The sequence below is a fragment of the Chitinophaga sp. sic0106 genome, assembly GCF_019219075.1.
GTDB lineage: Bacteria > Bacteroidota > Bacteroidia > Chitinophagales > Chitinophagaceae > Chitinophaga.
Window position 1 is genome coordinate 214,050 of record NZ_JAHUWJ010000002.1, and the last position, 22,835, is coordinate 236,884.

Annotated in this window: 13 protein-coding genes; 9 read left to right on the forward strand and 4 right to left on the reverse strand. The window is 48.2% G+C overall.

Translation table 11 applies throughout. From position 1 onward, the window contains the following. Positions 1–14: 14 nt before the first annotated feature. Genes KW844_RS03700 through rhaT form a run of 4 tightly spaced genes read right to left on the reverse strand, consistent with a single transcriptional unit; the run spans position 15 to position 4,846 of the window. Positions 15–1,289, reverse strand: a complete 1,275-nt coding sequence (locus KW844_RS03700) for a sugar isomerase (RefSeq protein WP_218375367.1) — start codon at positions 1,287–1,289, stop codon at positions 15–17. A 14-nt stretch (positions 1,290–1,303) separates the two neighbouring features. Beyond that, a complete protein-coding gene (rhaM, locus tag KW844_RS03705; protein WP_218375368.1) occupies positions 1,304–1,618 on the reverse strand; it encodes an L-rhamnose mutarotase in 315 nt (104 codons plus the stop codon). 18 nt (positions 1,619–1,636) lie between these two features. Beyond that, a complete protein-coding gene (locus KW844_RS03710) occupies positions 1,637–3,766 on the reverse strand; it encodes a bifunctional aldolase/short-chain dehydrogenase (protein ID WP_218375369.1) in 2,130 nt (709 codons plus the stop codon). A gap of 24 nt (positions 3,767–3,790) precedes the next feature. Next, complete coding sequence (rhaT, locus tag KW844_RS03715) at positions 3,791–4,846, reverse strand: L-rhamnose/proton symporter RhaT (RefSeq protein WP_218375370.1); 1,056 nt, start codon at positions 4,844–4,846, stop codon at positions 3,791–3,793. 150 nt (positions 4,847–4,996) lie between these two features. Between rhaT and KW844_RS03720 the strand changes: the two genes are divergently transcribed. The 9 genes from KW844_RS03720 (at position 4,997) to KW844_RS03760 (ending at position 22,791) form a co-directional block, all read left to right on the forward strand. After that, positions 4,997–6,031, forward strand: a complete 1,035-nt coding sequence (locus KW844_RS03720; RefSeq protein WP_255578199.1) for a GntR family transcriptional regulator — start codon at positions 4,997–4,999, stop codon at positions 6,029–6,031. Further along, the gene (locus tag KW844_RS03725; protein WP_218375371.1) at positions 6,032–7,333 is read left to right on the forward strand and encodes a rhamnogalacturonan acetylesterase; all 1,302 of its coding nucleotides are present in this window, start codon (positions 6,032–6,034) and stop codon (positions 7,331–7,333) included. A gap of 257 nt (positions 7,334–7,590) precedes the next feature. After that, positions 7,591–9,840, forward strand: a complete 2,250-nt coding sequence (locus tag KW844_RS03730; RefSeq protein WP_218375372.1) for a fasciclin domain-containing protein — start codon at positions 7,591–7,593, stop codon at positions 9,838–9,840. A gap of 23 nt (positions 9,841–9,863) precedes the next feature. Then, positions 9,864–13,145, forward strand: coding sequence for a SusC/RagA family TonB-linked outer membrane protein (locus KW844_RS03735; RefSeq protein WP_218375373.1), 3,282 nt, complete (start codon positions 9,864–9,866; stop codon positions 13,143–13,145). Between the two features lie 21 nt (positions 13,146–13,166). After that, positions 13,167–14,666, forward strand: a complete 1,500-nt coding sequence (locus KW844_RS03740) for a RagB/SusD family nutrient uptake outer membrane protein (protein ID WP_218375374.1) — start codon at positions 13,167–13,169, stop codon at positions 14,664–14,666. A 14-nt stretch (positions 14,667–14,680) separates the two neighbouring features. Continuing rightward, positions 14,681–16,360 (forward strand): fasciclin domain-containing protein, encoded by a 1,680-nt coding sequence (locus tag KW844_RS03745; protein ID WP_218375375.1) that lies wholly within the window; start codon positions 14,681–14,683, stop codon positions 16,358–16,360. A 10-nt stretch (positions 16,361–16,370) separates the two neighbouring features. After that, the gene (locus KW844_RS03750) at positions 16,371–17,816 is read left to right on the forward strand and encodes a fasciclin domain-containing protein (protein WP_218375376.1); all 1,446 of its coding nucleotides are present in this window, start codon (positions 16,371–16,373) and stop codon (positions 17,814–17,816) included. 2 nt (positions 17,817–17,818) lie between these two features. Further along, the gene (locus tag KW844_RS03755) at positions 17,819–21,007 is read left to right on the forward strand and encodes a SusC/RagA family TonB-linked outer membrane protein (protein ID WP_218375377.1); all 3,189 of its coding nucleotides are present in this window, start codon (positions 17,819–17,821) and stop codon (positions 21,005–21,007) included. A gap of 26 nt (positions 21,008–21,033) precedes the next feature. After that, positions 21,034–22,791 (forward strand): RagB/SusD family protein, encoded by a 1,758-nt coding sequence (locus KW844_RS03760; protein ID WP_218375378.1) that lies wholly within the window; start codon positions 21,034–21,036, stop codon positions 22,789–22,791. Positions 22,792–22,835: the final 44 nt, after the last annotated feature.

A 22,835-nucleotide genomic window follows, 5' to 3' on the forward strand; every position in this document is an offset into this window, starting at 1 on the left:
AGTATTGGGTTTCTTTATAATCCGGTTGCGATGCTCACGGCGCCTCTTTCTTTGATGAGATTTTTTCTGATCTCACCGTTACGGAAGGCTGCCAGCGGCTGTAATGCGCCGCCATCCAGCAGTCGTGCTTCGGCTACCAGCGGACGAACGTCTGTACGGTATGCCTGTTGCAGGATCTCCTGTGCACGGGTCACATCATTTTGCAGCTGCGCTTCTGTGAGGGCCTTACGATCTACCAGCAGCGCCTGTGCATAAGCGATCATAATCGCTTCCACGGACTGCAGGAGGTCTTCCAGCGGGTCTTTAACGTTATGGGAAGCGTCGATCATCCAGCCCAGGTCAGTGGCATGTTCCATGCCTCTGGCGTCCATACCTTCGATGAGCTCATTGAAGATAAGGAATAGCTGGTAAGGTTTGATCGCACCTACGGTGAGATCATCGTCGCCATATTTGGAATCGTTGAAGTGGAAGCCACCGAGTTTTCCTTCCATGAGCAGCAGCGAAACGATTTGTTCGATGTTGACATTCGGGTGGTGGTGGCCCAGGTCTACCAGGGTATACGCCTGCGGACCCAGCTTGCTGGCGTACAGGTAGCTTTGGCCCCAGTCGCCCACAGTAGTAGAGTAGAAGTTAGGCTCAAAGGCTTTGTATTCCACAAACATTTTCCAGTTTTCAGGCAGTGCTTTGTATACTTCCTGGAGGCCGGAGAGGGTGTTCTGGAAGGCCTTACGGAAGTTGAGCTGCCCTGGGAAGCAGGAGCCGTCGGACAACCACACGGTGAGTGAGGTGGAACCGAGTTCGATACCGTAGTTGATTACTTCGATATTATGGTCGATGGCCTGTTTGCGGGTGGCAGCGTCTACATGTTGCAGGGAACCGAATTTATAGCTCAGTGTCTGACCTGGCTGGTCCTGGAAAGTATTGGAGTTCATCGCATCAAATACGATCCCTTTCTGGGCAGCTAAGGCCTTAATATGGGATGGATTGGAAGGGATGTCCCAGGGAATATGCAGGGAAATGGCGCCACTCGATCTGTTGAGGGCGTGCAGCATACCGATGTCTGAGATTTTTTCTTCCAGGTTACGTGGTTCACCACCACCGGGAAAGCGGCCAAAGCGGGTACCGCCGGTGCCGAGTGCCCAGCTGGGGATGGCTATCTGGAAGGCGCGTAGCTTGTCGATAATAGCAGCAGCGTTAGGCACGGTGGAGGCGATATAATCGAAAGCCTTACCATGCGCGGCCAACAGTGGTTCGTTATACGCTTCAATCTGGTATTTCTCAATATCCATAACGTGTAGTGTTTTTAGGCCAGAAAAAATACTTCTTTTAATGGAAAACTCACAGGAGAATTATCCTCGTTGGTTTCCATAATGTCTTTCATATAGGCCCACCAGCGTTTCATCACCGGATGATCCGGCAGATTTTGTAACGCCTGCGGGTCTTCAATGTCCATTTGGGCGAACAGGTAATTCGTATCATGATCAAGGAAAATGGAATAATTGCTTATTCCATTTTCCTTTAACAGGGCGTGCAGTTCCGGCCACAGTTCATCGTGGCGTTTTTTATATTCAGCTTCAAAGCCTTTGAAGAGTTTCATTTTAGATGCTACCCTGGGCATACTACGGGATTTAGGTGATTATCTTACGAAAGCCATGGCCACGCCACCGTCTACGTTCAGCACGTTGCCGGTAGCTTTGTTGAGCAGGCCGCCTACAAAGGCAAAGCATGCATTGGCGATATCTTCCGGCAGGATGATTTCGTTGAGCAAAGTTCTGCTGGCGTAGAATGCCGGCAGGTCTTCCACTTTCACACCGTAAGCTTTTGCGCGGCCTTGTGCCCAGGCGCCTTCCCAGATTTTACTATCGGAGATTACGGCGTCAGGATTTACTACGTTTACGCGTATACGATCGGCGCCCAGTTCAGCGGCATTGAGGCGACTGAGGTGCAGCTGTGCGGATTTTGCGGAGCCGTAGGCTGCGTTGTTAGGGCCGGATACGAGTGCATTTTTGGATACAATGTTGAGTACATCACCACCTACACCCTGCTTGCGCATGATGTTTACGCCTGCCTGTGTAACGAGGAACTGGCCTTTTACAAGTACATCATACAGCAGGTCCCAATCGGCCTCTGTATGCTCGTCGAGCGGTTTGGAGATGGAGAGGCCGGCGCAGTTTACTACGATGTCCACACCACCGAAGGTGAGGGCCGCATGCTGGAAGATGGCTACTACGCTGTCTTTAGCGGTAACATCGATCAGGTGTGCGGTGAAGCCGTCTTTACCATATTGTTTTTCGAAGGAGGCGTTGGCCACTTCGAGGCGATTAGCATCGTTATCACAGATGACAACTACTGCGCCTTCGTTGGCGAACCTTTGGGCGATAGCTTTACCGATACCGCCGGCGCTGCCGGTAACGAGGGCAATGCGGCCGGAGAGTGGTTTAGGCTTAGGCATGCGCTGGAGCTTCGCTTCTTCGAGCAGCCAGTATTCGATGTCGAATGCTTCCTGGCGTGGCAGGGATGTATAGGACGAAATGGCTTCAGCGCCGCGCATTACGTTGATGGCGTTGATATAGAATTCAGCGGCTACGCGGGCAGTTTGTTTATCTTTTGCGAAGGTAAACATACCCACGCCTGGCCATAGGATCACCACCGGGTTAGGGTCGCGCATGGCTGGGCTGTTGGCATGTTTGCAGGTTTCGTAGTAGTCGGCATACATTTTACGGTACGCTTCAAACTGCGGTGCCAGCTTTTCTTTAATTTCTTTTGTATTAGAGAGATCTGTGTCTGCGGCTATTTCCAATACCAGCGGACTGATTTTGGTACGGAGGAAGTGGTCCGGGCAGCTGGTTCCCAGCGGTGCGAGGCGTTCCAGGTCGTTGGAGTTGGTGAATTCCAGTACCCGTTTATCATCGGTAAAGTGGCCGATCATTTTGGTGTAGCTGGAGCAGAATCCGCGCAGCACCGGTGCCAGTGTGGCGGCTTGTTTGGATCTGTCGGCCGCAGGCAGGGGCGCTGATTTTTGTCCGCCGAATACGGGGCGTTTTGCGCCTTCGTTTTCGGCGATAAATGCAGCGCAGCGTTCGATCACTTCCAGGGTGTTGATATAGCTTTCATAAGCGGTATCCCCCCAGGTGAAGAGGCCGTGGGAGCCGAGCATGATACCCCGGATGCCTGGATTTTCAGCGAGGCATTGGGCGAGTTTCAGACCCAGGTCAAAGCCGGGGCGCTGCCATTCTACCCATCCGATGGTACCGTTAAACAGCTCCTGGGTGATGCGTTTACCATCTTTTGCCGCAGCAATGGCGATGGCTGCATCCGGGTGGAGGTGGTCGATGTGTTTGAAAGGCAGGAAAGCGTGCAGGGTGGTATCTATGGAAGGGGCTTTGGACTGGAGGTCGTAGATGCAGTAGTTTTGCAGTTCTACCATCTCATCTTCCATTTGTTTACCCTTATAGATATTTTTCAGCTGGTGCAGTTTTTCTACGTACAGCGCTGCCAGGCCGCTTTTCTTAAGCGTGCCGAGGTCACCGCCGGAGCCTTTCACCCACATTACTTCCGTTTCAGCACCGCTCAATGGATCGGTGGCTGTTACTTTGCAGGAGGTGTTGCCGCCGCCGTAGTTGGTCAGTCGCAGATCAGCGCCGAGCAGGTTAGAGCGGTAGATGAGGAGGGCAACTTCGTCACCCGCCATGGATGCGGCTTTTTCAGCATCCCACAAATAACTTACATGTTTGAATTGGGTGATAGTGCCATTGTTGATTGACATAATTGCTATAATTTTCGCTTGATCTTATTTATCCAGTGAATTACCGTATCCTACCAGCATTACGGAAATGATGATGGTGGTAATACCAATAAGGATGGTGGTTAAAGTTTTTTTGCTGACGCCTTTCCATTCTTTCAGCGCAAAGCCCCAGAGGCTGGAAATCAGGATGATAAAGGCCATGTGAAGTATCCAGGAGCTGGGCGCATTTTCGAGTTTACTTTCGCCCATGCCATAGAAGAAAAACTGTAAAAACCAGGTGGTACCGGCAATGGCAGCAAACACGTAGTTGTTGACCAGCGGGGTGCTGCGGTTGGTATAATCACCAAAGGTTTTGTTGCGGGTATTGAGGATCATGCACCAGATGAAGTTGGTAGTAAGGCCACCCAGCATGATGATGACAAATATTACGTTATTACGGAACAGCGGGTTGGCCTGGTTTTCCACGGCGGCACGGCCCATCGGCTCACCGGCAGCAATCGCAAAGCTCATACAGGCGCTCAGGATGCCGGAAATGATGGCTACTGTAAGGCCTTTCTTTAAATCGAACTCCTTAATATGTTCCTTCTTCTTCTCTTCAGGTAAATCCCCTTCTTTAAACATACCTGCTCTGCCGCAGATGGCGATACCTAACAGGCATACTACCACGCCGAGCAATATAAAATGACCACTGGGCTGCTGGATCATGCGGGAGAATGTATCTTCGCTGCCACCGGTAAACTCACGATAAATAGGCGGAATGAGCGCACCAAACGCAGAACAGAAGCCCAGGGCAACTGCCATGCCGAGGCTCATGCCCAGGTAACGCATGCTCAGCCCGAAAGTTAACCCACCAATACCCCATAACACACCCAGGGTATATGTCCAGAAAAGGGTAGTGAAATCAGTATTGCCGATGATATCCATAAAGCCGGGTATGGTAAGCCAGGCCGCTATAAAAGGAACAATCAGCCAGGAGAAAATACCTCCTGTAATCCAATAACTTTCCCAGCTCCAGCCTCTTACTTTTTTATATGGAATGTAAAAGCTGCCGCTGGCGAAGCCACCGATAAAGTGGAACAGAATACCTAGAATTGCTTGCATGGTGGAATTTTAAGGCTAAAGTTGTTTTTTGGTTTGATATTTAAAGTTATATAATGGGGGATGTCTAACTGTCATGTACTGTCATGCTTATGATACAGACTTTCAGTAATTTTACTAACTTGTTGCTGAAACGATAAATTCCACAGCGATTTGATCAAACAACACCCGCTATTTAAGTATATATATATTGATGATTTTTCGGTTACACCGAAGTACTTCCAGCTGGCCAACTCTATCATCAAATCCATTGCAGACGGTAAGCTGCAACAGGACGATATCATGCCATCCATCAACGAGGTAAGCTGTGTGTTCGATATTTCCAGGGATACGGCCGAAAAAGCCTATAAGTACCTGAAAGGACTGGGTATATTGGGTTCTGTGCCTGGAAAAGGGTACTTTATAAAACATACCAACCTCGGAAAGCAGTATAAGATACTGCTCTTGTTCAATAAATTAAGCGAGCACAAGAAAATTATATACGACAGCTTCGCGGATAAGCTCGGGGAGCAGGCCAGTATCGACTTTTATATTTATAACAGCGATTTCGGGCTGTTTCGTAAGCTGCTGTCCCAGAACCTGGACGCCTATACGCATGTGGTGATACTGCCGCACTTCCGGGAGCGCTGGGATAACGTAGACGAAGTCGTGAACAGTATTCCAAAGGAAAAACTGATTCTCCTCGATAAAAAATTGAAAGGGGTAACAGGAGAATACGGAGCAGTAGTGGAAAATTTCCAGGAAGATATTATCTCCGTGCTGGAACAAGCCAAAGACAGGCTGCAAAAGTACCAGACGCTCAAAATCATCTTCCCGGATCATAGCTACTATCCGGAAGAAATCCAGCAGGGCTTCCTGCAATTCTGCCAGAACTATGCCTTCCAGTATGAAATTGTAAAAGATATTGATAAAGAAACTATTAACCGGGGAGATGTGTATATCAACCTGCGGGAAAGTGATCTCGTTACTTTAATAGAAAAAATTATCTCGCTGGACCTGGTAATCGGGAAAGATGTTGGCATTATCTCTTACAACGAAACACCGCTGAAAAAGCTGATCCTCAACGGACTCACCACAATATCAACCGACTTTAAATACATGGGCGAAACAGCTGCACAGCTGATTCTTGAAAATACTACCGCACAAATAGAAGTTCCTTTTTATTTAACAATGCGACAATCTCTTTAAATGTTATTACATGCGACTCTCTTGCTGGCGGGACTTATCCCTCCGTCAGACACAACGAAATTTTATTTCGGCGGTGAAAATGTACGTGGATGCAAACAGGTGACAGCCAATGCTATTTATTCGGACAGTATCGGATTTGGATTTGAAGAATCAAAGGTCGTGGATGTGCGCCCCAAAGGCCGTAGCCTCATTACCGGCGAGTCCCCTTACTTCTTTTCAGTAAAATTACCGGAAGGTAATTATGATGTTACCGTAGGCCTGGTAGCGGGCAGCGACCCTAAAAGTGTTGCCATTCGTGCGGAAAACCGGCGTAACATGACCGGTAAAATCGACCTGGCGCCTGCTAATTTAACGCAGGTCAGTTTCACGGTACATGTGCGGGATACCTTCATTCGCAATAGTAACGGGGAAGTCACTGACCGTGTACGCATCAAGCCCCGGGAAAGAAATTATGCCCAATGGGATAACCGCCTCACCATTGAGTTTGCAGGTGACAGCCCCAGTGTAAGAACGTTGGCTGTTACGCCAAACACCAAAGCCACCACTGTTTTCCTTGCCGGCAATTCCACTGTAGTAGACCAGGACAAAGAACCCTGGGCTTCCTGGGGACAAATGATTCCCGCGTTTTTTCAACCCGGTAAAGTGGCCATCGCCAATTACGCGGAAAGCGGTGAATCCCTCAGCTCCTGGATTCGTGCCAAACGTTTTGAGAAAGTACTGCGTTTAATGAAACCAGGTGATTACCTGCTGGTAGAATTCGGGCACAATGATCAGAAACAGAAAGGGGAGGGCATAGGCGCCTTTACATCTTACAGTAAAGACCTGAGGTATGTAATAGATGAGGTAAGAAAGAAAAAGGGAATTCCTGTGCTGGTGACTTCCGTACAGAGAAGAAGTTTTGATAGTACAGGTCATATTCAGCATACCCTGGGCGATTACCCTGCTGCCGTACGTGCAGTGGCCAAAGAAAAAGGTACGGCGGTTATTGACCTGAATAAAGTTACGAAGGTAATGTATGAGGCATGGGGAGAAGAAAAGTCGATCAGGGCATTTGTGCATTATCCTGCGAACACATTTCCCGGACAAACTGCCGAACTAAAAGATAATACTCATTTTAACAATTTTGGCGCCTGGGAAGTAGCCAAATGTGTGGTAAAAGAAATCCAGGATAACAATATTCCGCTTGTGAAATTACTGAGAAAAAATCTCCCTGCTTTTGATCCTGCCCATCCTGATTCTCCTGAAATGCTGTACTGGCCGGCGAGCCGACTGAGAGCATCCGCTAAACCTGACGGAAATTAATTTTTTTTGTGCATTAATTTAACAATCAGTAAGTTGAAGTCCTGCGCTCCTGAAAATAAGTGTCAAAATAACAATTAAATTTAGCAAAACAGGATGGCGCAGGACAGTACTATTATACAAATAAGATATTTTTAAAACAGAAACACACCAGCAACCAACAGAGGGTGTCGCCAGAGTAGACACTCGTTATGAACAGTATTCACGTTATTGATTAAACAACCGGGCAGTCAACCCCCGGGTACAAAACCACGATAGTAATGGATTACAAACTATCCAGGATGAAAGTAATTTCTTCCACACTATTTCTATACTTATCCGTTTTTATCCTGCTACCGTCATGCAAAAAGAAAGCATGGGATGAATTCTACGGCCGCCCCGACAATCTGGAGCCTCCTATTTACCAGGTACTTGAAAAGAAGGGCAACTTCAAAACCATGCTTGCTGCCATTGATAAGGCAGGGTACAAAACTACTTTATCTGCCGCTGGCTACTGGACGTTTTTTGCTCCTTCGGATTCCGCGTTTGACGTGTATTTCAAAGCAAACAACATCAGTGGCGTTGCACAGCTGGACAGCGCTGCCTGTCAGAAAATTGTTACCTATTGCTTAGTGTACAACGCGTTCCGCCTGGATCGCCTGGCTGATTACCAGAGTACTACCGGCTGGATTCCAGGCCTGGGCTTCCGCCGCCGCACTGCCTCCTATACCGGCGTGTACGATGGTACCGACAGCCTGGGTAACAAAATCAAAGTTATCAACAGCAACCGTAACGGGACTACCATTTATGCCGATGCTGATAACAACAACAAGTACATCACTTATTTTACGGATAACTTCATGTTGGCAAAAGGCCTGTCTGCCGCCGACTACAATTATTTCTACCCGCAAACTACCTATACCGGGTTTAACGTACTGGACGCAAACGTTACTGAAAGAGATATACCTGCTGAAAACGGGATCATTCATGTAGTAAACAAAGTGATCACCACCTTACCCGGCATCGATGAGTACCTGGCGCAAAACCCGCAGTACAGCGAGTTTAAGAAAATCTTCGATCAGTTCCTGATCAAGTACGCCATCAACGTAAACATGACCGCCAAATACCAGGCTATCACCGGCTCCGAATTCAACGTATATACGAAAGTATTCAATGCCGCCATGACATTTGCTCCCAATAACGAGAACTTCATGAAACTGCAGGACAACGATGGTCAGCAAAATGCCTACAGCATTTTTGTGCCTACCAACGAAGCCCTGGAGCCGTTTATTAAAAATGTGTTGCTGGAACACTATAATAAACTCTCGGACATGCCAGTGAATATCATCTATGATTTCATCAATGCGCATCTCTGGCCTACAGCCGTATGGCCCACCAAGTTTGCCACTACCTACAATGCATCCGGTGAAGAAGCCCGCTTCGATCCCAATGCCAATATCACCGATCGTAAGATCCTGAGTAACGCTATCTTCTACGGCACCAACAAAGTACAGGATGCCAACGTATTCAGCAGTGTTTACGGAAAAGCTTACCTGGACCCTGCTTACAGCATGATGACCAGCCTGCTCAACCAGGAGCTGAAATTCCAGATTTCCAATATCCGTCAACGTTATTCCATCCTGATGCTGAGCAACGATGTGCTGAATGCAGCCGGCTACTTTGCTGATCCGATGGTAAACACCAACCCACTCTACCAGTGGAGATACACGCCTCCTGCCGGTGGTACGCAGCTTACCGGCCCTGATGCGCTGTTACGACTGCTGCGTATACTCAGCCTTTGTGTAATTCCTGAACGTGACCTGAAAGATCTCAGCGGTTCCGGTGTGGTAATGACTTACGGTGGAGAGTATATCCGTTTCAATGCCAACAAAATATATGCGAGCGGTGAACTTGCCACCAATACCGCGTCCAATGTGGTGCAGGCTAAAACAGCAAAAAATGGTACTGCCCAATACCTGGATAAAGCCCTGAGCTTTGCTGAAACTACCGTTGGTAAGCACATTGAAGCCTTAGGTGCCGCCACTACTTCTCAGTTCAACTACTTCTACCAATACCTGAAAAATGCCACCATGTTCAACGCTACCACCGGCGATATCACTGGTGTATCGGGTGGCGCCTTCTATACCGTTTTTATCCCTGATAATGCAGCCATCGTGGCAGCGGTAAATGCCGGCATACTCCCTGGTACCGGCACTGCGCCTAACAAGGTGCCAAAATACACCAGTCTTACCCCGGCAGAGCAGTTTGCAGTGGAATCCTTCATCCAGTATCATATCCTGGATAAGAAAGTGGTGGCCAGCGATGGGGTACAAAGTGGAGCTTTCCCAACGCTGTTCAAAGATCAGAACGGAGAAGCCGCCACCCTGTTCGTTACCAATGAAACAGGTACTTCTATGACGGTAACGGATGCGGATAATCGTATTTCTTCCATCAGAATGGATCAGAGCAACTTCCTTGGCAACCGCTGTGTAATTCACCTTATTAACAACTATCTGAAATATACAGAGTAATCTGTTCCCAATACCAGTTTAGTATGCGAAAATTATTTACAATTCTCCCCTTATTGTGCGCAGTGCTGTTCCTCACAGGAACCGCTGTGGCACAGGCCCCGGCTACTGCGGCTACCTCCATACTTATTAAAGGAAAGGTAACAGATAAAGGCACTAAAGAACCGCTGATTGGTGTAACGGTGATGGAAGTAGATGCTGACGGCCGCGTACTCAAAGGTACCACCACCGATCTAAATGGGCAGTATGTACTGAAGGTAACTAGCCTCCGAAGCAGGATTAACGCCTCCATCATCGGATACGGCACATTTAAAGACGCTATCAACGGCCGTACTACCATTAATATTCAATTGGGCTCGGGCTCTACCGACCTGAAAGAATTCAGTGTGTCAGCAAGAGCTACCAGCACCAATGGTATGATCAGCATTCCGGACAGAAAGTCCACCATGGCCATTGCTAAAATTGATGCCAAGGAACTGGAAGAAATGCCAGCCTCCAGTATTGACCAGGCGCTTCAGGGCCGTTTGAGTGGTGTGGATATCACCGCCAGCAGCGGCGATCCGGGTGCGGCCATGAGTATCCGTATCCGTGGTGTGTCATCGCTGTCCGGTAACGGTAACCCACTGATCATCGTAGATGGTATGCCTTATCAGACGGATATTCCGAGCGACTTCAACTTCGGTACCGCGGATGAACAAGGATATGCGCAATTACTCAACATCGCTCCCGCAGATATCAAAGATATCTCCGTGCTGAAAGATGCCGCCGCCACCGCTATCTGGGGCGCGCGCGCTGCAAACGGTGTACTGGTAATCACCACCAAACGTGGTGGTATCGGTAAACCTGCCATTTCCTACTCCTTCAAAGGAACGATGTCGAAACTGCCGGAACCGATCCCCATGCTAACGGGTGATCAGTATTCCACCCTTATTCCGGAAGCCTTCATCAACAGGATTGGTTCGGCACTCAACACTAACACTGTACGCGAATTCAACTACGATGTAAATGATCCTTACTGGTACCATAACTATAGCAACAATACCAACTGGATTGATGCGATTTCCAGAACAGGGTATATCCAGGATCATACCATCAGCATGAACGGTGGTGGTGAAAAAGCCCGCTACTATGCGTCTATTGGTTATTTCAATCAAACCGGTACTACCATAGGAACCAGTCTGCAACGACTGAACACCCGTATCAACCTCGACTACTATATCTCTGAAAAAATAAAAATATTTACCAGCATTGCCTATACGCACACGGACCAGAGCCGTAACTATATGAGCACAAAGGAGAATGCAATCAGAGGGGTCGCTTACCTGAAAATGCCGAATATGAGTGTGTTTGAATACGATGAGCAGGGTAATGTAACGCCAAACTATTTCTCTCCGGCTTCCAACGTGCAGGGTCAGTACTCCCGTATTTACAACCCGGTGGCAATGGCTAAGGAAGCAAAGTACGGTGTGCTCGGCGAGCGTGTGGTACCTCGTTTCCAGATGCAGTATAACATCCTCCAGGATGTACTCCGCGCTATTGTAGACGTGCAGTTTGATATCTTCAATACAAAAAATACCAGCTTCCTGCCGCAGATTGCTACCGGTCGCCCCTATACGGAAACAGTAGTAAACCGCGCTTACGACGGGGACATTGATCTGTTCGGCGTTACCTCCAAGCTCACTATGGAGTATACACCGCGCTTCAAAAATCCAAAACATGAGTTCTCCGGCTTCCTCAACGTAATTACGGACGATGGTAAAAGCCTGAACCAGGAAGTAATGGTTTCCAATACAGCCTCCTCTCTGCTGGTAGATCCATCTGCCGGCGGCCGTACACAAAATGAGGAGTTGAAAGCGGTAAACACCACCTCACAAACCCGCAGCATTGGCGCTGCCCTCACCGCACAATACGGCTGGGACGACCGCTACATGATCATGGGTAACGTGCGCATGGATGGCAGCTCCCGCTTTGGACCTGCATACCGCTACGGCTACTTCCCTTCTATAGGCGCCCGTTGGCGCTTATCCGGTGAGCAGTTTATGAAACGCTACGAGAAAAAACTGGATGACCTGAGCTTCCGCGCTTCTTATGGTTTGGCTGGTCAGTCGCCCGATAAAGACTATACTTTCTACAACCGCTATTCCACTATCGGATGGGGGTATATGGGAGAAAGTGCTGTTTATCCCTCTACCATGGAATTGCAGAACCTGCGCTGGCAAACGGTTAGCATCGAGAACCTCGGTTTGAATGCTTCCTTCCTCAAAGGCCGCTTCCGTATTGACGCAGAGTTATACCGCAAGCGTACCAAAGACATGTACCTGCCTGATTTAAAAGTGGCTTCCCAAAACGGTTATACCGCTGTGAACATGAACGTGGGTACGATGGATAACCAGGGCTGGGAAATCGCCATCTTCACCACTCCTTTCAAATCAAAGGACTGGACAGTAAGATTCGATGTGAACCTGGCTAAAAACGAAAATATCATCCGCAATATCTCCGAATTCTACCCAAGCAGCAAAGGGGACGTAACCGCTTTAGGTTCCTATATGAGCCTGCTGCAAATAGATAATCCGTTTGGCTCTTTCTATGGTTATCGCTACAAGGGAGTTTATAAAGATGAAGAGGCGACCATTGCAAAAGGTGAATCCGGTAAGCCTATTATCGGACCTAACGGCCAGATCGTAAAAATGCGATTCAACTATCCGAATGTGGATTATACCTTCCAGCCGGGAGATGCGATCTATGAAGACATCAACCACGACGGGAACATCAACTACATGGATGTGGTATACCTCGGTAACAGCAACCCTAAGCTGAATGGTGGTTTCGGGCCTACCATCAACTGGAAAGGAAAAATCAATATCTCTACTTTCTTCAACTTCCGTATGAATTACGATATCGTAAATGCGACGAAGATGAATACTACCAATATGTATGGTTTCGATAACCAGAGCACGGCGGTATTGCGCAGGTGGAGAAAAGAAGGCGATGTGACAGATATGCCACGCGCCGTTATTGGTGGTGCTTACAACTGGCTGGGTAGCGACCGGTATGTGGAAGATGCATCGTACCTGCGTTTCAGACAGTTCACCGTCCGTTATACCTTCGACAGCAAACAACTGAGCAAACTGAAAATGAAATCGCTCAACGTGTATTTCACCGCAGAAAACCTGTTCACGCTCACCAGGTATACCGGTCAGGACCCGGAAGTTTCACCACAAGGCTCTGATCCTTTCCGCGTAGCTACCGACAACTCCATGACACCACCATCCAAGAACTATGTGATCGGTTTGATGGCCAACTTTTGATCCTAAAAAAAGATTTGCGATATGAAGCAGTTGCTGATATATATTTCCATGTTCCTTATCCTGGCAGGGTCCGTGTCCTGTAATAAATGGCTGGAACTGAAACCTAACGATGGTCTTGTACGGGAGGACTTCTGGAAAACCAAAGAGCAGGTATCTGCCGCTGTTACCGGCATTTATGCAAGTATGCTGGATAATACCACTGGTAAAACGTGGGCGATGCCGGAATATCTTTTTATCTGGGGAGAAGCCAGGGCAGACATGGTGTCGCCGGGTTTTGCCACCAGGGCCGAGGAGATTGACATCGTCAACATGAACATCCTGCCAACTAACTCGTACGCCAACTGGAGGACTTTCTACGAAACCATCAACTACTGCAATACCGTTATAAAACTGGCGCCGAATGTGATGAATGAAGATAACACCTTCACGCAGGATATGCTGAACCGCGCAGTAGGAGAGGCACTTACCATCCGCGGGTTAATGTACTTCTACCTGGTACGTACTTTTGATCAGGTACCGCTGAAACTGGAACCCACAGTGAGTGACAACGACCTGTCGTCCATGGTGAAAAGCTCTTCAGATTCTATTCTTAACCAGATTGTATCTGACCTGAAAGCGGCAGAAAACCTGCTGCCTGAAAGCTACGGTAACACTTCCGTGGACAGGGGCCGCGCAACTAAATACACGGCAGCTACCATTCTGGCTGATACTTATCTGTGGATGGAAAAATATGCAGAATGTGCGGCGCAATGCGATAAAGTAATTGCTTCCGGCAGATATGGCCTGGTAAACCAGGAAACCTCGCTGTTCAATGCGCTGTTCTGGATAGGTAATTCCGTAGAAAGCATTTTTGAATTACAGTATGATGCGCAAAAACTCAACCCTTTCTTCATGATGTTTGCGGCCAACTCCCGCCGCTGGAGCGCTGCCTCCCACCTGATGGAAGAAGTATATGGTGTAGATATGGTGAATGCCATTCCGGTTAAAGATAAACGTGGCGACGGTATGGCATTGCGTGCCGAAGATGCTACCATTTGGAAATATATGGGGGCCAACGATGCGGGGACGGCTACACGCACCGCTGATCAGTCCTTTGCACATTGGATATTTTACCGCTATGCCGATATCCTCCTGATGAAAGCAGAAGCTATCAATCAGCTGGATCAGCCTATAGAGGCTTCCCGCCTGGTAAAAACCATCCGGGAACGTGCTACAGCACTTGATTTTGGTGATGCAATGGATAGCACCAGCAAATCCGGTATGGAAGAATATATCCTGCAGGAACGTTCCAGGGAATTTGCCTTTGAAGGAAAACGTTGGTACGATCTGGTTAGAAACGCAAAACGTAACAACTTTGCAGGCTTGCGCTACCTGATCAATTCCGCCTCCAAAAGCATTGCACCGGATATGCAGCAGTCGGCCTACGCCAAGCTGAGAGACAGAAACAGCCTGTTCATGCCGATTGCTCTGTACGAATTACAGACGAATAAACTGCTTGTCCAGAATCCATTCTATAAATAATTCAACCGCACGTTATGACCAGAAAGAAACTGTTTTACATGATGGTGCTTATTTGCGGTGTTTTTACCGCCTGCACCAAAGCTACGCTCAAACAGAGTACTACGGAGGATGTTAATATAGTTGGATATCTGCGGCAGCATCCGGATTCCTTCTCCCTCTTTGAAAAAGTACTGGTGCGCGCAGGCTATAGCGATTACCTGAACGCCTATGGTGCCTATACCTGCTTTGCTCCTACTAACAGCGCTGTGCAGCTCTGGCTCAATAAAGTAAAAGCCAGCAATGTAGAAGCTGCTGATATCAATACCCTGCAGGACATGGTTAAATTCCATCTCCTTGCAGATACCCTTACCACTGCTTCATTTAAAGATGGTAAGCTGCCGGTGCCTACTATGTTTGGCCAGTTCCTGGTAACGGGTGTGGCCTCCGGAGAAAGAGGCTCTAGCTACCTGGTAAACCGGCAGGGTGCGGTAACCAAATCGAATGTGCGGGTAGGTAATGGTTTGATCCATGTGATCGACCAGGTACTGGAGCCAGCCAAACTGACCATCGCCGAAGAGCTGGCAGCAAAACCTGACTTCAGCATTTTTGTGGAAGCCATGAAAGCAACCGGTTACTACGACAGGCTCAATACCGTGGATGCGGATACAGCTAAACGCTGGATGACCGTGATCGCAGAAAGTAATAAAGCACTGGCCGACAGCGGTATCTTCTCCTTCGCTGATTTAAAGGCACGCTATAGTCATACCGGCAATCCAGCTGGTGCAACAGATAGCCTGCACATGTATATGGCTTATCATATCCTGAGTGGTATTAAGTTCCTGGGAGATATTATTAACGCGCCTTCCCACCAGACCCTGCAACCGCAGGAGGTGATCAGCACCCAGTTGATTAACCAGGAAGTAGTGGTGAATGAAAATGTGTTTAACGGCGTGCTGGAAAAAGGAATGACGGTGGACAGAGTGGCCAGCGATAACGCAGCCACCAACGGTGTATGGCATTCCATTGAAGGACACTACCAGGTGAAATACCGTAAACCTACAGCTGTATACTGGGATGTGGCCACCTTTGAAGAAATTCTTAAGCTGCCGGCTACCTACAGAAAAGCATCCAAAGATTTCGTGAGACAGAGTGAAGCGGATCAGCCACTGAAAGACATTACCTGGGGCTGGGGCGCATTGGCAGGAACAAATGTGCTCTCTTATTACTACGGTCCTACGGTGAGTATTGGCCAGTACTGCAACTACCAGGATGCCATCAAGATGCCACTGGGATTACCTAACAGGCCTACCTACCTGGAGCTGCGTACCCCGCCGATCATTAAAGGAAAGTATAAGATCTGGATCTGCTACTCTGCCCGTAACCAGTCTACCAGCTCCCAGCAGCTCTGCGAAGTATACGTAAACGGTACCCTGATGCCACGTACGTTCAACTTTGTAGTAAAACGCCCAACAGGTACTAATGCCGAGCTGGAAGCGATAGGATACAAACAGTATACGGAAAATGCTGCGTCCCAAATGGTGGGCCGCCTCGTAGGTACCTATGAGTTTACCACTACCGACCGCCAGATTATCCGCTTCAATCCAATCAACGGTACACAGAACGACAACTACCTGGATATGATCCACTTCATTCCGGTGGATGATGATCAGGTATTCCCAAGGTTTAAGCCAGATGGTACTCAACTATTCCAATAAAAAAGAAATTATGATGTCCTATAAGACGATCGCATATACCTTACTCCCTTTTCTGTGCTGTGCAGTACTGCTGCAAGGCTGTAAAAAATGGGAAGACAGCATCACTGTTAACGACCAGGCACTGAAGGAAAATCTGATGGAGCGCATTGCCGCAGAGCCATCTACCAGCAAGTTTGCCGAGCTGGTGAAAAAGGCTGGTCTGGACTCCGTGCTCACCTCCTCCAAAGTATACACTGTATTTGCTCCTGATAACGACGCCGTATCCAAACTGGATGCGGCCACACAGAGTGATCCGGCCAAACTGAAAGCGTTTGTGTCCAACTACATCACGCTGCAGGCATGGAACAGCAAAACCGAAGACACTGCCGCTAACTACCTGCAGATGCTCAACGGTAAGTACCACCTGCTGCATGCCGCCCTCATGGGAAATGCCACTATCACCAGTGGTAACAAACCCGCTAAAAATGGCGTGTACCATGTGATCAGTTCTTTGCTGCCCCTCTCAGATAATATCTGGGAAACACTGACGAATGATAATACCATTCCTGCGGTACAAAAAGCATTTATGCTTTCCCTGTTCAGAAATGTATTTGATCCTACCAATGCCGAACAAATAGGAGTTGATCCCAATACCGGTAATCCGATCTATAAGCCAGGAACGGATTCTATCAATACCAACCTGTTCTGGCAACGTGTGTACGACCTGAGAGATGAGTCTAAACGCTATGCTTTATTCGTAATGGAAGATGCCGCCTGGCAGGGAGCCACCCAAACATACTACCCTTACTTTGCTACCGGTGGTATGGATACCACTGCACAATTGGCCAGCTGGGAAGTGCTGAAGGACCTGGCTGCCGAAGGTAACTATACAGCTGATAATATTCCTGATACGGTGTTGTCCAGGTTCAATGTGAAAGTGCCGGTAGAAGGAGCGCAAATTAAGCGTACCATCACTACCAGCAACGGAACCATTTTTATCATGGGTAAGGTGGACATCTCCCCAAAAAATAAATTTCAGCAATGGATACTACAGGGAGAAGAATATACTTCTTCTACCAGCAACAAAAGGAGTAATACCTACTTCCGTGACAGGCTCACACCGGCAGGCATACCATTTAAAGATGTACTGGTGTATAACCATGGTACCAGTGGTTTCAGTCTTGGCTTCCGCATTTCAAACGTGCATACCATGAAGTACAAGGCGTACGTAGTGGCGGTAAACGACTGGATGACCACCAACTTCACCCAGCGGCTGAGTGTAGACAGTGCTACCAATACGTCCATGGCGTATGTGACAGTAACACCGAACAACTACACAGAAATTTACCTGGGAGAATTTACCATCAGCAAATACCGTTCTGCAATGAATATATACCTCACTGCAGCAGGCAACACCACCGCAACCACAAATCCGCTGGTATGTGATTATATCAGGATTGAACCTTCATTCAATTAATTATGCAGCACAAATATAAATACAACGGCATAAAACTATTATGTGGCGCGGCTTTGCTGCTGATCACAGCTACCGCTTCTGCTCAATCTGCTGCGGGTAACGCGGGCAAAACAACGCAAACAGTTACCGGTAAAAAGAGCCTGACTGTTACCGGTAGAATTATTGATGCAGCTACTAAAAAGCCAGCTGCCGGCGTACACGTATCCATGCAGGATTTTTCTGCTGCTATTACTGATACTTCCGGTAAATACAGATTGGAGGTGCCTTCCTACAATGTGACGATCTCCGTGGATGGTGATGGCTATGCTTCCCGCATGGTGCCATTACAGGGCAGGAAAAAAGTGGATATCACTTTGATGGATGCCTCGCACACCGGCTACCAGGAGAGTATTGTGATGCCGGTAAATATTATTCCGCAACGCGAAATTACCTCCGCCGCACAGCAATACAACGTGGAAGGCTGGCGTCAGAACGATGCGATGCCAGACGATATGTTGCAGGGCCGCATCGCCGGACTCAATGTAACCCGCCGTTCAGGAACACCGGGCGCCGGCGCTACCTTGTTCCTCCGTGGTATTAATTCTCTCTATGCTACTAACAAACCATTGGTAGTAGTGGACAATATGATATTTGATACCAACGACTACGGTGAAAGCGTAATCGCAAATTATTATACCAACCCTTTATCCCTCATCGATGCAAAGGATATTGATAATATCACCGTATTGAAAGATGCATCTTCCATCTACGGCACAAAAGGTGCCAACGGCGCTATTATCATCACCACTTCGCATACAACGGATAAGGCAACCCATATCGATTTTGGCGCCTATGGCGGCTATATAGCAGCACCTAAAGGGCTGCCGGTAATGGGTGCATCAGATTTCCGCAGCTACCTTTCCGGTATGATGCAGTCCAAAGGTATGAGCCCGGAAGAACTGGCTGCGCAGCCTTATATGAACGATGATCCGGCCACTCCGGGATATGCGCGGTACCACAACCAAACCAACTGGCAGGATCAGGTGCTCACGGATGGCTTCAGCAATAACTACTACCTGAAAGTTACCGGTGGTGATAACATCGCTACGTATGGCCTCAGTATGGGTTATATGAAGAATCAGGGTACTATCAGCGGTACTGATCTGACCCGTTACAACACCCGCTTTAACGCACAGTTCAACTTTACACAGCGTTTTACCGGATTTGCAAACTTGTCTTTCTCCTATAATCAACAGAAGCTGAAGGACCAGGGTATTGCCGACAGAACATCTCCATTGTTCCTGGCGCGTACCAAATCGCCTTTCTTCCAGGATCATGAAGTGAACGAAGAAGGGGTACAAAGTCCGAACCTGGCAGATGTGGATTTACTGGGTGTAGGTAACCCTACCGCGGTAATCGATAAAATGATTGGTGCAAATGTATACTATCGTTTCTTCGGCACCTTTGGTTTTAAATACGACCTGGGTAAACATTGGAACCTGAATACCACTGTAGGTGTGGTGTTGAATAAAGTCAGGGAGAATATGTTTGTACCGGGTGTGGGTATTGTAAAGGATACCCTTGCTACTGCTATTGCGGAAAACCGCATGGGTACGCAGGTAAAGCGCATGTTTACTTTCTACAACGACACCTGGGCGGAATATGAGCAACGCTTTAATATGGATCATAAGATCTATGTGCGTGCCGGCCTCCGCACCCAAACAAATAATGCAGAACAGGATTACGCGCTCGGCTTCAACTCCGCTACCGATGACCTGACCAGTGTTCAGAACGGTATACCTGCACTCCGCGTAATCGGTGGTGGTATGGGTAAATGGAACTGGTTCAATACTTACCTGAGCTCCAACTATGGCTTCCGCGATAAAATGTTCCTTTCCCTGAACGTGGCCATGGATGGTTCCAGCCGCTTCGGTAAAGAAGCAAAAGAAGGCCTCACCATCAACGGTAGCAAGTTTCCTGTAATGCCTTCTATCGGCGGCGCATGGCTGGTATCGTCCGAGAGCTTCATGGCACATTCTAAAATTGACCTGCTGAAACTACGTGCAAGCTACAGCGTTACCGGCAACGATGATATCGGTAACTACACGGCCCGCCAGACATATGTAACGCAAAACCTCCTTGGCCTGCAGGGGCTGGTACGTAAAGGCATCGCCAACCCTGAGCTGCAATGGGAAACTTCCGTGAAGTTAAACGGCGGTATTGATGTGGCCATTCTCAACGAGCGCCTCTCCCTCAGTGTGGACGCCTATAAATCAGAAACCAAAAACATGCTGGTATATGAAAATGTACAGATGGCTACCGGTTTCGAACAAATGCTGACCAACGCCGGCCGTATGAAAAATACCGGCGTGGACCTGTCGCTCAACGCCCGCATTGTGGATAAAGGCAACCTGAAATGGGACCTGGGTGTAAACGTGAGCAAATACAAAAATACAGTGATTGCTGTGCCTGGTGGGTCTTTCACTACGGACTTTGCAGGTGCTACTATTCTGACCGCCAACGGTCAGCCGGCTAACCTGTTCTATGGTTATAAAACAGATGGCGTATATGCTACCAGCGCTGATGCGGCTAAAACACAGCTGTATTCAAAACAAACAGATGGTAGTCTCCGCGCTTTCACCGCAGGTGATGTACGCTTCGCCAACGCGAATGGTGATAACCTGATCAATGCGGACGACCGCACCGTAATCGGTGATCCTAATCCTGATTACATCGGTGGTATCAGCAACCGCGTGAGCTGGAAACGTTTCGAACTGAATGCCCTCATCACTTTCTCACAGGGTAACGATGTGTTCAACTACACCCGCTACCGCATGGAGTCCATGAGCGATGCCAGCAACCAGCTGCAAAGCGTAAATAACCGCTGGCAGTACGAAGGGCAGCAAACAAATATGCCAAAGGCTACCTGGGGTGATCCATTGGGCAACAGCCGCTTCAGCGACCGCTTTATCGAAGACGGATCTTACCTCCGTCTCCGTTCTGTATCTGTACAATACTATCTCCCGGTAAACCGTAAAGTGATCAAAAACGCTACGATCTACCTGATTGGTAACAACCTCGTTACCCTCACCAAATACCAGGGATATGATCCTGAGTTCAGCAGCAGCAACAGCCCGCTGGCACAGGGTATTGATACAGGTCTGGACCCCATCAGCCCTAATGTGACATTCGGAGTTCGTATAGGCCTCTAGGTTATTAACAATTTGAAATGATTAGCATGAAAAAGCTCACCATATTATTTTTATCTGCGGCCTGTTTCTGTACCGTACTTTCTTCCTGTAAGAAAATGCTGGATGTAATGCCGGGTGATGAACTGGACCAGTCGCAGATGTACCGCAACGTATATGACGCAGATGCTGCTGTAATTGGTATCTACGGTAAGTTCCAGGGACTGGCCGAAAGATATATCCTGCTGAATGAACTCCGTGCGGATATGCTTAACTATACCGAAAACGCAGATGAAAACCTGCGCCAGCTCAGTAGCCACAGTGTTGCCGAAGATAACCCCTACGCGAGCCCACGACCGTTTTACGAGGTAATCCTCAACTGCAATGATGTGCTGAAAAATTTCGACATCATGCTGAAGGACAAAAAAATGAAGGAGTCGGAATACGCATCCCGCTATGCAGATATCACCTGCCTGCGCAGCTTCCTGTACCTCCAGCTGGGTATTCACTACGGTGAAATTCCTTATGTTACCTCTCCTCTGGAATCTGTAGAAGCGGTGAAAGATGCTAAAAATTATCCTAAACTGAGCTTCGACGCCTTGCTGGATACGCTGATTAAAGCTACCGAAGCGCTGACATATAAAGACGAATATCCTTCCGGTACTTCACCAAACATCAATGTGGATGGCTATCCTACTGTAAAGTGGTTTATCAATAAAAAAGTACTGCTGGGCGATCTGAACCTCTGGAAAGGAAACTACGTACAGGCGGCCACGTATTATCGCCAGGTGATGGAAACTGCCGCCAACAACTCCAACGATGCAACGATGTACACCATGTATAAACTGGGTTGGGATTCCAATGGCGACATGGACCATTACATCAGTTACGGCCGCATCAGTGATGCACAGTCGCTGGTATGGAATACCCAATGGCGCATCATGTACGAGCAGGCGGCCAACAGCAAAGGATACGAAAGGGAGTGGGTATGGGCCATTCCGTTTGACTCCAAATTCAAACCGGAAAATCCTTTCGTGAAACTTTTTTCCCCAATCGGTGGTAAATACCTCGTGAAGCCTAGCCAGGAAGCGTTCGACAACTGGAACAGCCAGCAACAGCTGGGTAATACTTCTGCACCTGCCGTACCTGGTTTGCCATATGATGCGCGTGGGATACTAACCTGCCAGAACATTAACGGCCAGCCGGTAGTGATGAAGTACCTGTGGAACTACCTCAACTGGTCCACCATGTTGCCGGTAGATATGTTAAAGAGAAACAGTACCTGGTTCCTCTTTAAGCAAACGCACCTGCATATGCGATTTGCGGAAGCAGCTAACCGCGCCGGCAAACACCTGCTGGCATGGGGACTGTTTAACAACGGCATCGCCGGAGCTTACCCTGCTCCAACATCTGATGTTACCAACTATCACAACACCTTATTTGAACCATATCCTTTCAACTTCGATGCAAGAAACAGTGGCTCCTCCGGTATTCCTTACTACCGCGCTTCCTGGTACCGCAACATCGGTATCCGCAGAAGAGCGAACCTGGTAAACTATGCCATAGCACCAGGGGCGGACAGTACACTGGCCATCGAAAGTGGATTGATTAATGAAACTGCATTAGAGGATGCATATGAAGGAACCCGCTGGCCAGACCTCTTGCGTGTAGCGCTGCGGAGAAATGATCCGTCTTTCCTTGCTGAAAAAGTGTACCAGAAACTGAAGAAAGATAACGTTCCCGGTGCAGAAGCAGCAAGGGCTAAACTGATGGATAAGTCCGGCTGGTACCTGCCATTCAAATTCTGATTTTTTATCGATTCCCATAGCAAACAAGCAGCAGAGAAATTTGC